Origin of the sequence: Streptomyces sp. NPDC020681 (assembly GCF_044334895.1) — a bacterium.
Lineage (GTDB): Bacteria > Actinomycetota > Actinomycetes > Streptomycetales > Streptomycetaceae > Streptomyces.
In genome coordinates, this window is the sequence record NZ_JBIRTX010000015.1 from 213,076 (window position 1) to 225,840 (window position 12,765).

Sequence of the window (12,765 nt, forward strand, 5' to 3'; positions counted from 1 at the left end):
CCGGTCAGCGGCAGCGCGGCACCGTGCCTTCGAGCCGCCGCCTGATCCGCTCGTCCTCGATATGGCGCACGGCGTCCACGGCCGTCTCGTAGGCGTAGCCGTCCGGGTCCTCGTCCGCGAGGATGCGCTCCAGCACCGGTACGGCGCGCGGGTCCTGACGCTTCGCCAGACCGTACGCCGCCTCCGCCGCGGTGCAGATGTCCGGGTCGTCGAGCCGGGCCGCCAGCGCATCGCTGAGCACGGGCACATCGGCGTCCACGCCCGCCAGCGCCGTCGTCGCCCAGTCCCTGACATGGACCTCCGGGTCGCGGCTGAGCGCGATCAGCGTCTCGATGCCTTCCTGGTGGTCGCCGGGCACCAGTCCGAACAGCGAGAGCGCCACCTGGTTGCGCACCTCAGCGTCCGGATGCTCGGCATGCCGCAGGATCTCCGGCAGCGCGGCGGGATCCCCGTGGTGCCCGAGCCCGAGAACGACCGCCTGGATCAGCTCCGGCTCCCGCGCCTCCCGTGACAGTTCCCGCAGGAGCGGCAGCGCCCGCGCCGCGAACGGCCGTAGTGCGTCGGAGTTCGGTGTCTCGTCCGGGCCGGTCCCGGAGCCGTCCTTCTCGTCCGCGAACCCCAGCTGCGCCAGCACCTCCGCCGCGAACGCCTGCCGCATCGGGTCCCCGCTCGCGCACCACGCGGCCGCCGCCTGGAACGTCTCCTCGTCCCCGCGGCCCCACAGCGCCATCACCGCCTCGATCCAGTCGTCCCGCTCCGGATCACCGCAGCGCAGAGCCCGCTCCGCCAGTTCCGCGTACGGGGTCTGGATGCCCAACTCGGTCTCCAGCAGCGTCGCGATCGCCGCATGGCCGGTCTGCTGCTCGTTGCCCGCCGTCGGCCGGCCGTCCCGCAGCACCTCGACGACGACGGTCACTCCGCCGTCCTCCTCGATCCGGCGCGTCACCGTCTCGTACTCCTCGCCGAACGTCTCCAGCAGCCCCTGCCGCACCTCCCGCTCGACATCGCGGCCGAGCCACTTACGGGCCTCCGCCAGCGCCGCCTCCTGTGTGCGGGCGCCGTGGTGCAGCAGCGCCCGTACGGTCGACGGCGAGCCGCGACGGGCTGCCAGCACCAGCGGCGGCTCGCCGCTCGGGCCCACGAGATCCGGGTCGGCGCCGTACTCCAGCAGCGCCTCGACGGTGCCCGCGTGTCCCTGTCCGACCGCCCAGGTCATCGCCCGGAAGCCGAAGGCCTCCGTGAGATCCGGCCGGGCGCCCGCGGCGAGCAGGGCCCGTACGACCTCGGTGTGACCGCCGACCGCGGCCCCGCACAGGGGCAGGTCGCCACCCTCCGTCCCGCTGCCGCGCTCCGGGTCCGCGCCCGCGGCCAGCAGCAGCCGCACGATGCCCACTTCGTCCTGGACGGCCGCACGGTACAGCGGCGTCTCCCCGTCCTCGTCGGTCGCGTCGGCCGGCACCCCGGCCCGCAGCAGCCGCACCACGGCGTCGTCGTCCCCGCCGTACACGGCCTCGAACAGCTCCCGCAGATCCTGGACGTCCGCCGTCGGCTCTTTCGTCATGATTCGAGCCTACGGAAGCACGGTCAGGTGTCGCATTCGAGAATCGTCCGGCACAGCCCACAGCGGGCCCGCACCCGCCCGCGCACGGGGACGCGGATGCGCTGGTTGCAGGTGGGACACGGGAACGAGACCCGCATCCCGTCCGGGCCGTGCTCGAAGGCGTACGAGGACGATCCGGGCGAGGACGATCCGGCGGGCGAGGACGATTCGTCGGCCGGGTGGGGCCCGGCCGACGCGTGCCCCGGGTTCTCCCGCGCGTACCGCCGGTCCTTGGCATAGCGGTGGCGGCCCGCCCAGCCCGCGGTGGTCAGCGGCGGCCGCTGTGCGTCGCGCAGCGCCTGGGCGCGGCCCTTGGTGTACGCGGTGTAGCCCTGCGGGCTGGTGAACCAGGGCCTGGGGTCCTCGTCGAAGGCGAGCGACCGCTTGGCGAGCACGTAACCGAACTCTTCCGGAGTCAGATAGCCGAGCTTCTGGCTGGACACTCCGTCCTCTCTGAACGCGTCGAGCAGCAGCCAGCCCGCGCCGAGATAGGTTGTCGCGGTGTCGGTGAGGATCTCGTTGTCGCGGGTGCCGGGGAAGGAGAGGCCGAGCCGGTGCAGCAGCACATGCATGATCTCGTGGGCCAGCGCCGCCCCGATGTCCCTGCGGTGAGTGCGGAAGCGGTCGTTCAGCTCGATGAAGTACTCCGGTCCGGCCGTGAGTTCGACGCTCGCCGCATGGTCCATCTCGCGGAAGCTGACGATCATCCGCGCCTCCGGCAGCTTCAGATGCTGCACCAGGGCCCGCGCGACCCGCTGGGCGCCGAGATGGAGGTCGTTGTGGTCGGCGAAGGCCACATCGGCGGGCAGCACGCTCGGCGCGTAGGAGAGCACGCCGTCGGCGGAGAGACGCCGGTGCAGCGCGGTGATCGCCGCCCGCACGGTGTCGAGGTGCGGATAGCCATGCACGACCTCGCTGTCCTTCGCGACCACGTCCCCTGCTCCCCACGCACGACGGCCGACCCGGTTCAACTCTACGGGGCGGCGGCGGGCGGCCACGGGCGACGGACGGCCGTCCGTCCCGGCCCGCCGACTGGCTGAAAACCACTTCTTGTGGCGTGGCTCACCCACTCTCCATAATCCGGATCACGTCTTGTCGGGCCCATGTCAGCACCGGGCGGTGCCGTCTGGATCCGGCACGGACGTGTTTCTGAACCCCCCACGAAAGGCAGTCCGTTGAAGCTTCTCCGCGTCCTCCAGAGATGCGCGGCGGCCGGCGCCGTCGTCCTCGCCGCGATCAGTCTCCAGCCCTCGACGGCCTCGGCCGCCGCCCCGCCCGTCGTCGGCGGCACCCGCGCCGCGCAGGGTGAGTTCCCGTTCATGGTCCGGCTCTCCATGGGCTGTGGCGGCTCGCTGCTCACCCAGCAGATCGTGCTGACCGCCGCGCACTGTGTGAGCGGCTCCGGCAACAACACGAGCATCACCGCCACCGCCGGTGTCGTGGACCTCCAGAGCTCCAGTGCCATCAAGGTCAGGTCGACCAAGGTCCTCCAGGCCCCGGGTTACAACGGCAACGGCAAGGACTGGGCGCTGATCAAGCTCGCCCAGCCGATCAACCTGCCCACGCTGAAGATCGCCGACACGACGGCGTACAACAGCGGCACCTTCACCGTCGCCGGCTGGGGTGCGGCCCGCGAGGGCGGCGGCCAGCAGCGCTACCTGCTCAAGGCGCAGGTCCCGTTCGTCTCCGACGCCTCCTGCAAGCAGTCGTACCCGAGCCTCATCGCGAGGGAAGAGATCTGCGCCGGCTACACACAGGGCGGCGTCGACACCTGCCAGGGTGACTCCGGCGGCCCGATGTTCCGCCGTGACAACGCCGGTGCCTGGATCCAGGTCGGCATCGTGAGCTGGGGCGAGGGCTGCGCACGGCCCAACCTCCCGGGTGTGTACACCGAGGTGTCCACCTTCGCCGCCGCCATCAAGTCCGCCGCGGCCGGTCTGTAGCAACTGAGCTTCCCCGCAGAACAGGTGGGGCAGGTGTCGGACAGCGCCGGTGGCCGGTTCCCCGGTCGTTAGTCCAACACCTGCCCCTTCTTTGTCCATGGGCCCGCCCCGCTCACGCGACGCATCTTGACGTGCACGGAACACCGTGGACGAGAAGGAGCGAGCGTGTACGCAGAAGAACGCGGGCCCAGTCGCAGAACCGTCGTGGCCGCCACGGCCCTTGCCGGTGCCGGTGCGGCTCTCGGAGCCCCGGGAACCGCACGGGCCGCCGCGACAGCACCCTCCGCCGGACCCGCCGCCGAGACGGTGCTGCGCTCGAGCGAGCTCGAAGTCCGCGTCGACGGCGGATTCCCGCGGATCGTGTCGTACACCGACCGCGGGACGGGCGCGCAGCTCCACGGGCAGGAGGACCCGGTCACCTCGGTGCTGATCGACTCCGTCGCCCGCACTCCCACGGTCAGCGCGCGGGCCGGCCTGGACCGGATCGCGTACACGCTCGCTTTCGGCGCCACCGAGATCGATGTCGAGATCCGGGTCGAGGGATGGCGGGTCCACTGGCGCGTGACCCGTATCGCCGACACCGCGGCCCTGCGGGTGGGCACCGTGCAGATCCCGGCACTCGCGCTGCTCTCCGTGCGCAGCGACCAGCCCGGCGCGACCCTGCTCGCCGCCCGTATCCAGCTGGACAAGGCGACCAGCGGCGACACGCTCGTCAGCGTCACCGCGGACACGGCCGCGGACGCCGCGCCGACGGGCTGCGCGTACGCCGTGGTCGCGCACGACCGGCTCGGCGGCGCGATCGAGACCAACACCGTCTACGACCTGCCCGCCTCCGCGTCCGGCACCACCTGGGACAACGGCAGGCTCTGGCGGCAGACCCTCAAGAAGGACGGCTACACCAAGGCGCAGCTCGCGCCCGGGCAGTGGACCCACCGCGCGGCCACCGCGCCCGTCGACGCCGTCGAGCCGCTTCCGTACGCCACCGTCGTGCTGACCCGCGACCGCAACGGGGACGGTGTCGTCGACTGGCAGGACGCGGCCATCGCCTTCCGCGACATCATGGTCAGCCCGCTCGGCGCGGACGAGCAGCATCTGCGGGTCGTGCCGCACATCCCGTTCAACTTCGCCTCGCAGGCGACCAATCCGTTCCTGGCCACGCTCGACCAGGTCAAGCGGATCTCGCTGGCGACGGACGGACTGCGCCAGTACACGCTGCTCAAGGGCTACCAGTCGGAGGGCCACGACTCGGCCCACCCGGACTACGCGGGCAACCACAACAAGCGTGCGGGCGGGCTCGACGACCTCAACACCCTCGTGCGGAACGGCCGAATCTGGGGCAGCGACTTCGGCGTGCACGTCAACGCCACCGAGTCCTACCCCGTCGCCAACGCCTTCTCCGAGACGCTCGTCGACAAGACCAACCAGCAGTGGGACTGGCTCGACCAGTCGTACCGCATCGACCAACGCCGCGATCTTGTCTCGGGCGACATCGTGCGGCGCTTCGCCGAGCTGCGCGCCGAGACCGATCCGGCGCTCAACATGCTCTACATCGACGTCTTCCGCGAGTCCGGCTGGACCTCCGACCGGCTTCAGCGGGCCCTGCGCGAACAGGGCTGGCTGATCACCACCGAGTGGGGCCACGGCCTCGAACGCTCCGCGCTGTGGGCGCACTGGGCCACCGAGACCGACTACGGCCCCGACACCTCGCGCGGCATCAACTCCCGGCTGATCCGCTTCATCCGCAACCACCAGAAGGACGTCTTCGCCGACAAGTGGCCCACGCTGCTGGGCATTGGGCGCACCGGCAACTTCGAGGGCTGGGTCGGCAAGACCGACTGGACCGTCTTCTACGACCTGATCTGGACCGAGTCGCTGCCCGCGAAGTATCTCCAGGCCCATCCGATCAAGCGGTGGACCGACCACGAGATCACCTTCTTCGGCCCGAGCTCCGTCTCCGACGCGGGCGGCGTCCGGCGCATCACCACGGACGGGCGTCTGGTGTACGAGGGCGGGCGGTATCTGCTGCCGTGGGAGCCACGGAAGGCGACCGACCCGGCCAAGCTCTACCACTACAACCCGCAGGGCGGCAGCAGCAGTTGGCAGCTGCCCCGCGGCTGGTCGGGCACCTCGCGGGTCGCGCTGTACCGGCTCACCGACCAGGGCCGGGTGCACGTCGGCGACCTGCCGGTCCGCTCCGGCAGGGTGACCATCGAGGCATCGGCCGGCCAGCCGTACGTCGTCTACCGCAGCCGGGTGCGGGCCTCGCGCGACCCGGGCTGGGGCGAGGCGACACCGCTGCACGACCCGGGCTTCAACTCCGGCTCCCTGTCCGGCTGGACCGTGGCCGGTCCCGCGTCCGTCGTGCTCAGCCCGCTCGGCGACTACGAGCTGGTGATCGCCCCGGGCGCGGCGGCAGCGGCGGGCCAGCGGCTCGCCCGCCTCGCACCGGGAACGTACGCCGCGTCGGTGCAGGTCGAGGTCGGCGAACGGGCGGGGGACCGGCGCAGGGCGAGCCTGGAGGTCCGCACGGCGGACGGGGTCACGGCCCTGAACTGGACGGACGTGTCGACCGCGGTCAACTTTGTCGCGGCAGACCGCAAGCACGGGACCCGCTTCCAGCGGATGTTCACGTACTTCACGGTGCCGGAGGGCGGGGGCCCGGTGGTCCTCACCCTGCGGGCCGAGGCGGGCGACGCGCGGGTCCGCTTCGACAATCTGCGGGTCGTCGCTTCCGTGCCGACGACGCGGCCGGGCACGGTGGCGTACGAGGACTTCCAGAACGTCCCGCAGGGCTGGGGCACCTTCGTCAAGGGCGACGCGGGCGGCGCGACGGACCCGCGCACCCATATCGCCCAGCGCCACGCGCCGTTCACCCAGCGCGGCTGGAACGGCAAGGCGATCGACGACGTCATCGACGGCACGGAGTCCCTGAAGTCCCGCGGCGAGAACGAGGGTCTGGTGTACCGGACGGTGCAGCACACGGTGCGGTTCGAGACGGGCAAGCGGTACCGGGTCTCGTTCCGATACGAGAACGAGAAGGCGGGGGAGTACGCGTGGGTGACGGGTGCGGACGACGCCGAGCTGACGCGCGAACCGCTCCCGGTGGCCCTCGAACCGACCTGGTTCGTTTACGAGTTCACGGCACCGGGATCGGGCGAGGCTTGGGTGGGCCTGCGGAAGGTGGGCGGGGACGGGGTGGCGGAGTTCGCCCTTGACGCGTTCGAGGTCCGAGAGGTCTAGCCGAGAGGACCAGCCGGGCCGGTCCAGCCGGGCCGGTCCACCGGGTCCGCCCCCGGACCCCGCAGTACCGGGGTCCGGGGGCGGAGCTCTCAGCTGCTGGACAGGCAGAGCGCCTCACCCGCGTTCTCGACCTCCAGCACCCACACGTCATTCGCGCCTTCCCGCAGCACCGGTCCCGGCACGAACAGCGACCTCTGCGGTCCCGCCGACCAGTACCGGCCCAGGCAGAAGCCGTTCACCCACACGAACCCCCGTGTCCAGCCCGGGAGTTCGAGCCGTGCGTCCCCGGGCAGCGCGATGTCGAGCGAGCCCCGGTACAGGCCGGGGCCCTTGCCGTCGCGCGGCCGGAAGGGGACCTTCGCCACCGCCGCCGGCTCGAAGGCGGAGAGCCGCAGGCCGCGTGCCCCCACTCCGTGCAGGAACTGCCGCTCGTGCAGCACCCCGCTCGTGATCCCCTTCGGCTCGCCCGTCCGCGGGCCGTAGTTGACCCGGCCCAGCGACTCCACCCACAGCTCCACCGACGCCGGGCCCGGCACCGGCTTCTCCAGGGACTGGTACTCGCCGCTCAGCACGCCCGCCCGGACGCCGTCGACGTACACCACCGCCCGGTCGCGGAGGCCCGCCACGCTCAGCGGGAGCGGGGCGCGCGGGCCGGGGATGCGGACGCGGTAGCGGACCAGGCCGCGGTCCACGCCCAGTTCCTCGAAGGTGGGCGGGACCGGGCCCTCGCACTCGTCGTCGCCGAGCACCTCGAGCACGTCGCCGAGCGGCGCCCACTCGCCCGGCTCGACGGACAGCCGCGCGCCCAGAACCGCGGGCTCGGGCGGCAGTTCGGGCAGCGGGCCCTCCAGGTAGCGGCCCAGGATCTCGCGGAACTTCCAGAACTTCTCCGTCGGCCGGCCGGCCTCGTCGATCGGCGCGTCGTAGTCGTAGGACGTGACCGTCGGCTCCAGTTCCAGATCCGCCAGATCGCCCGCACGGTTCGCCCCGGCCCAGCCGCCGAAGTTCGTGCCGCCGTGCGCCATGTACACATTCACCGACGCGCCCGCGTCGAGGATCGCCTGCAGCGTCGCGGCCGCGTCCGCGGACTGACGTACGACATGGTCGTCGCCCCAGTGATCGAACCAGCCGCACCAGAACTCCATGCACATCAGCGGCCCGCCCGGCTGATGGCGGCGCAGCGTCTCGAAGGCGTCGGCGGCTCCCGACCCGAAGTTCACCGTCGCCAGCACCCCCGGCACCGAACCGCCGGTGAGCATATGGTCCTCGGGCCCGTCGGAGGTGAACAGCGGCACGGTCACTCCGCAGCTCCCCAGCAGCTCGACCAGATGCCGCAGATAGGCCTGGTCGGTGCCGTAACTGCCGTACTCGTTCTCCGCCTGCACCATGATCACCGGTCCGCCGCGGTCGATCTGGCGCGCCACGACCTGCGGGAGCAGCCGGGTGAACCAGCGTTCCACATGGCCCAGATACTCCGGGTCCTCGGTGCGCACCCGCCGTCCGATGCGGCCCGTCAGCCAGTGCGGAAGCCCGCCGTTGTCCCACTCGGCGCAGATGTACGGACCCGGCCGCACGATCGCCCACAGCCCGGCCGCGTGCGCCGCGTCCAGAAACCGGCCGAGCGCGTCCGCGTCGTCGTACCGGCCCGGCTCGGGCTCGTGCAGATTCCACGGGACGTACGTCTCGACGCAGTTGAGACCCATGGCCCGCAGCATCGCCAGCCGGTGGTCCCAGTGCTCCTCGTGCACCCGGAAGTAGTGCAGCGCTCCCGACAGCAGCCGCACCGGCCGCCCGTCCAGCAGAAAGTCCGTCTCGCCCACGGTGAAGTCCGCCACCGTCCCACCCCTCACAATGATCATGTACGGCTTTCAACGATCGCGCTCTGGCGGTGAGCGGGTCCATGGACAAAGATCAGCGTTGTTTGGACGTATAGCGTGTGGACCAGCTGTTGGACGCGGACGGACCGGCGGGCGGGAGGTCGGATGTACCACACGTGGATGCGCTATTTCACTCCGAGTCCGGTCCATCACCGCCTCGGCCTGGTCTGTCTCGGCGTCGGCCTCCAGCACGGCGTGCTGCCGACGGTGGGCCCCCGCACGCTGGACCACCATGTCGCCGTCGTGATCAGCGCGGGCGGCGGCTGGTTCCGCGCTCCCGACGGCCGGCGCACCACCGTCACCGCGCCCGCGCTGATCTGGCTCACTCCGGGCACACCTCATCATTACGGTCCGGATCCGGGCAGCGGCTGGGACGAGAGCTTTGTCGACTTCACCGGGCCCGCCACCGCCACGTACACCGAGCTCGGATACATCGAGCCGGACCGGCCCGTGGTCCCGCTCTCCGACGCCGCCGGCGCACGCGCCGCCGTCGGCCGCATAGCCAGGGCCGCCCGCCGCGGCAATCCGCTCCTGGAGGTCGAGACGGCCGCCGCCGTCCATGAACTGCTCGTCGCGCTGCGCCGCGCCCGCGCCGACACCAACGCCGCCGGCGACCCGGTGCTCACCGCGCTCGCCCGCGACGCCTACCTGCCGCTCTCGGTCGCCGAGCACGCGGCCCGGCACGGCATGACGGCCGCCGAACTGCGCACGGCCGTCCGCCGCGGCGCGGGCTGCAGCCCCAAGGACTATCTGCTGAGCATCCGCCTCGGCCGGGCCAAGGAACTGCTCGCGGCCACCGAACTGCCCGTCGCCGCGGTCGCCCGCCGCGTCGGCTACGAGGACCCGGCGTACTTCTCCCGGCTGTTCACCCGCCGTGTCGGCACGGCTCCGGTCCGCTTCCGCGAACAGCAGGGCCGTGCCGTCCCCGGCGGCTGGAGCACCCAGATCCCCGATCCCGATCACCCGCCCACGATCGCCACGTGATCGGCCCCGGCCGGGCCACGTAAGCTCGATGACCATGACCACGAGGGACATCGACGAGAGCGTACGAGCCGAACTGAACCGGCTGCGGGAGAGCATCGACAACATCGACGCCGCCGTCGTCCACATGCTCGCCGAACGCTTCAAGTGCACCCAGCAGGTCGGCCGGCTCAAGGCCCAGCACCAGCTGCCGCCGGCCGACCCGGACCGCGAGGCCCGCCAGATCGAGCGGCTGCGCCAGCTCGCCGAGAGCGCCAGGCTCGACCCGGCGTTCGCCGAGAAGCTGCTGAACTTCATCATCGCCGAGGTGATCAGGCACCACGAGACGATCGCCGCCAACCCCGAGGCCACGCACGACGCGTAGTCCCGCACCACGGGTCGTCCCATGCGTGGTACGGCACCGTGCGTCATGTCCGGTGACGGCACTGCGACCGAAGCGCAACCGATACCCCGTGTGCGGAACGGGACCCATCAGGCAGCATGGCTCACATGTCCGTACTCACGCGCGACGAAGCGCAGACCCGTGCCCAGCTCCTCGACGTACACCGGTACACGATCGCCCTCGATCTGACGGCCGGCGAAGAGGATTTCGCTTCCCGTACCGTCATCCAGTTCACCGCGCGCGCGGCCGGGGACACCTTCGTCGAGCTCAAGCCGGCCGTGCTGCACTCCGTCACCCTCGACGGTCGGCCCATCGACCTCGAGTCGCTCGTCGAGAACCGGCTCCCGCTCACCGGCCTGAGCGCCGGCGAGCACGAGCTGCGCGTCGAGGCGGACATGCGCTACTCCCGCACCGGCGAAGGCATGCACCGCTTCACCGACCCCACCGACGGCCAGACCTACGTCTACACCCAGCTGTTCATGGAGGACGTCCAGCGCGTCTTCGCCGCCTTCGACCAGCCCGACCTCAAGGCCGTATTCGAGCTCTCCGTGACCGCGCCCGAGGGCTGGACCGTTCTCGGCAACACCATCGCCACGCAGGGCGACGACGGCGTCTGGACCTGCGCCCCGACGCAGCCGCTCGCCACCTACTTCGTGGCCGTCGCCGCAGGGCCGTGGCACTCCGTGCGCACCGAGCACGCCGGACTGCCGTTCGGCCTGCACTGCCGCCGCTCCCTCGCGCCCTATCTCGACGCGGACGCCGACGAGCTCTTCGAGGTCACCCGGCAGTGCTACGACCGGTACCACGAGAAGTTCGAGGAGCCGTACCCCTTCGACTCGTACGACCAGGCCTTCGTGCCCGAGTTCAACGCCGGGGCCATGGAGAACCCGGGCCTGGTCACCTTCCGCGACGAGTTCGTCTACCGCTCCGCCGTCACCGACACCGAGCGGCAGACCCGCGCCATGGTGATCGCCCACGAGATGGCCCACATGTGGTTCGGCGACCTCGTCACGCTCAAGTGGTGGGACGACATCTGGCTGAACGAGTCCTTCGCCGAGTACATGGGCTACCAGACGCTCTCCGAGGCCACCCGCTTCACCGACACCTGGGTCGACTTCGGCATCGGCCGCAAGTCCTGGGGCTACGACGCCGACCAGCGGCCCTCCACCCACCCCGTCGCACCCGACCCGGACGCCGTGCCCGACACCGCGTCCGCGATGCTCAACTTCGACGGCATTTCCTACGCCAAGGGCGCGTCGGCCCTGCGCCAGCTCGTCACCTGGATGGGAGAGAAGGACTTCCTCGCCGGCATCAACATCCACTTCGCCCGGCACAAGTTCGGCAACGCCACGCTCGCCGACTTCATCGACTCGCTCGCCCAGGCCACCGACCGCGATGTGCACGGCTGGGCCGACTCCTGGCTGCGCACGACCGGTGTCGACACGCTCACGCCGACCGTCGCCGAGACCAACGGCACCTGGTCGCTGTCGATCAACCGCGACGGCAGCCGCCCGCACCGCATCGCCGTCGGCGCGTACGACACCGACCCGGTGGACGCGGGCCGGCTCGTCCTGCGCAACCGGTTCGAACTGGACATCCCGTACAGCGACAACGGCGCGCAGCCCGGCCGCCGTCCGGCCCTCGTCCTCCTCAACGACGGCGACCCGACGTACGCCAAGGTCCGCCTCGACGCGACCTCCTGGGACACGGCCGTACGCTCGCTGTCCGGGCTGCCCGACCCGCTGACCCGCGCGGTCGTGTGGAACGCGGCGCGCGACATGGTCCGCGACGGCCAGCTCCCGCCCACCGCCTATCTCGACGCCGCCCGTGCCCACCTCCCGCGCGAGTCCGACCTCGCTATCGTCCAGGGCGTCCTGGCGTTCGCCGCGTCGCAGCTCGCCGACCGCTATCTGCCCGACGACGAGCGGCCCGAGGCGCTGCGCGCGATCCGCGGCATCTGCCGCGATCTGCTGCGCCGCACGGAGGACGGCAGCGACCCCGGTCTGCGGCTCACCGCGGTACGCCACTACATCGACGCCACCGCGCAGCCGGAGACCATCCAGCACTGGCTCACCGACGGCAGCGTCACCGGCGGCCCGGAGCTCGACCCCGAGCTGCGCTGGCGCACCCTCTACCGCCTCGCCGTGCTCGGCGCGACGGACGAAGCGTCGATCGCCGCGGAACTGGACCGCGACCCCAGCGCCACGGGCCAGGAGGGCGCGGCCCGCTGCCGGGCCGCACTCCCCACTCCGGAGGCGAAGGAGGCGGCCTGGCAGAGCCTGTTCAGCGCCGACTCGCTCTCCAACTACCTGTTCACGGCCACGGCCCAGGGCTTCTGGCAGCCCGAACAGGCGGACCTGGTACGGGAGTACGTCCCCCGCTACTACCCCGACTCGATCGCCCTCGCGTCCCGCCGTGGCCCGGCGATCGCGGAGGCGGCGGGCCGGTACGCCTTCCCGCTCCACGCGGTGGACGCGGAATCCCTCGCCCTGGGCGAACGCTGCCTCGACGAGTCGGCCATGATCCCGGCCCTCCGCCGCAAACTGGTCGACCAACTGGACGACCTGCGCAGGGCGTTGTCGGTCCGGAACGCGTAGCCCGTCGCGGGGGGGGGGGGGGGGGGGGGGGGGGGGCGGCGGGGGGGCGGGGCGGGGGGGGGGGGGGGGTGGGGGGGGGGGGGGCGGGGGCGGGGGGGGGGGCGTGGGGGGGGGGGGGGGGGGGGCGGGCGGGGGGGGGGCGGGC

Annotated in this window: 8 protein-coding genes; 5 read left to right on the forward strand and 3 right to left on the reverse strand. The window is 71.9% G+C overall.

Features of this window, described 5'->3' with window-relative positions:
* Positions 1–4 precede the first annotated feature (4 nt).
* Both ACH4YL_RS30285 and ACH4YL_RS30290 read right to left on the reverse strand, forming a co-directional pair.
* The gene (locus tag ACH4YL_RS30285; protein WP_398510640.1) at positions 5–1,561 is read right to left on the reverse strand and encodes an ankyrin repeat domain-containing protein; all 1,557 of its coding nucleotides are present in this window, start codon (positions 1,559–1,561) and stop codon (positions 5–7) included.
* Positions 1,562–1,584: 23 nt separating this feature from the next.
* Positions 1,585–2,532 carry a hypothetical protein gene (locus tag ACH4YL_RS30290; protein ID WP_398510641.1) on the reverse strand — a complete coding sequence of 316 codons (948 nt, stop codon included), beginning with the start codon at positions 2,530–2,532 and terminating at the stop codon, positions 1,585–1,587.
* Between the two features lie 243 nt (positions 2,533–2,775).
* On the opposite strand from ACH4YL_RS30290, the gene ACH4YL_RS30295 reads away from it, so the two are divergent.
* Positions 2,776–3,543, forward strand: coding sequence for a S1 family peptidase (locus ACH4YL_RS30295; protein ID WP_398510642.1), 768 nt, complete (start codon positions 2,776–2,778; stop codon positions 3,541–3,543).
* Between the two features lie 165 nt (positions 3,544–3,708).
* Positions 3,709–6,783, forward strand: coding sequence for an endo-alpha-N-acetylgalactosaminidase family protein (locus ACH4YL_RS30300; protein WP_398510643.1), 3,075 nt, complete (start codon positions 3,709–3,711; stop codon positions 6,781–6,783).
* Positions 6,784–6,872: 89 nt separating this feature from the next.
* Here ACH4YL_RS30300 and ACH4YL_RS30305 read toward each other — a convergent pair whose 3' ends face one another.
* Complete coding sequence (locus ACH4YL_RS30305) at positions 6,873–8,618, reverse strand: beta-galactosidase family protein (protein ID WP_398510657.1); 1,746 nt, start codon at positions 8,616–8,618, stop codon at positions 6,873–6,875.
* A 147-nt stretch (positions 8,619–8,765) separates the two neighbouring features.
* Between ACH4YL_RS30305 and ACH4YL_RS30310 the strand changes: the two genes are divergently transcribed.
* The 3 genes from ACH4YL_RS30310 to pepN all read left to right on the forward strand — a co-directional run bounded on the left by ACH4YL_RS30310 (position 8,766) and on the right by pepN (position 12,620).
* The gene (locus ACH4YL_RS30310) at positions 8,766–9,644 is read left to right on the forward strand and encodes a helix-turn-helix domain-containing protein (RefSeq protein WP_398510644.1); all 879 of its coding nucleotides are present in this window, start codon (positions 8,766–8,768) and stop codon (positions 9,642–9,644) included.
* Positions 9,645–9,678: 34 nt separating this feature from the next.
* Positions 9,679–10,005: a chorismate mutase gene (locus tag ACH4YL_RS30315; RefSeq protein ID WP_398510645.1), complete on the forward strand. Its 327-nt coding sequence runs from the start codon at positions 9,679–9,681 to the stop codon at positions 10,003–10,005.
* 125 nt (positions 10,006–10,130) lie between these two features.
* Positions 10,131–12,620, forward strand: coding sequence for an aminopeptidase N (pepN, locus tag ACH4YL_RS30320; RefSeq protein WP_398510646.1), 2,490 nt, complete (start codon positions 10,131–10,133; stop codon positions 12,618–12,620).
* Positions 12,621–12,765: the final 145 nt, after the last annotated feature.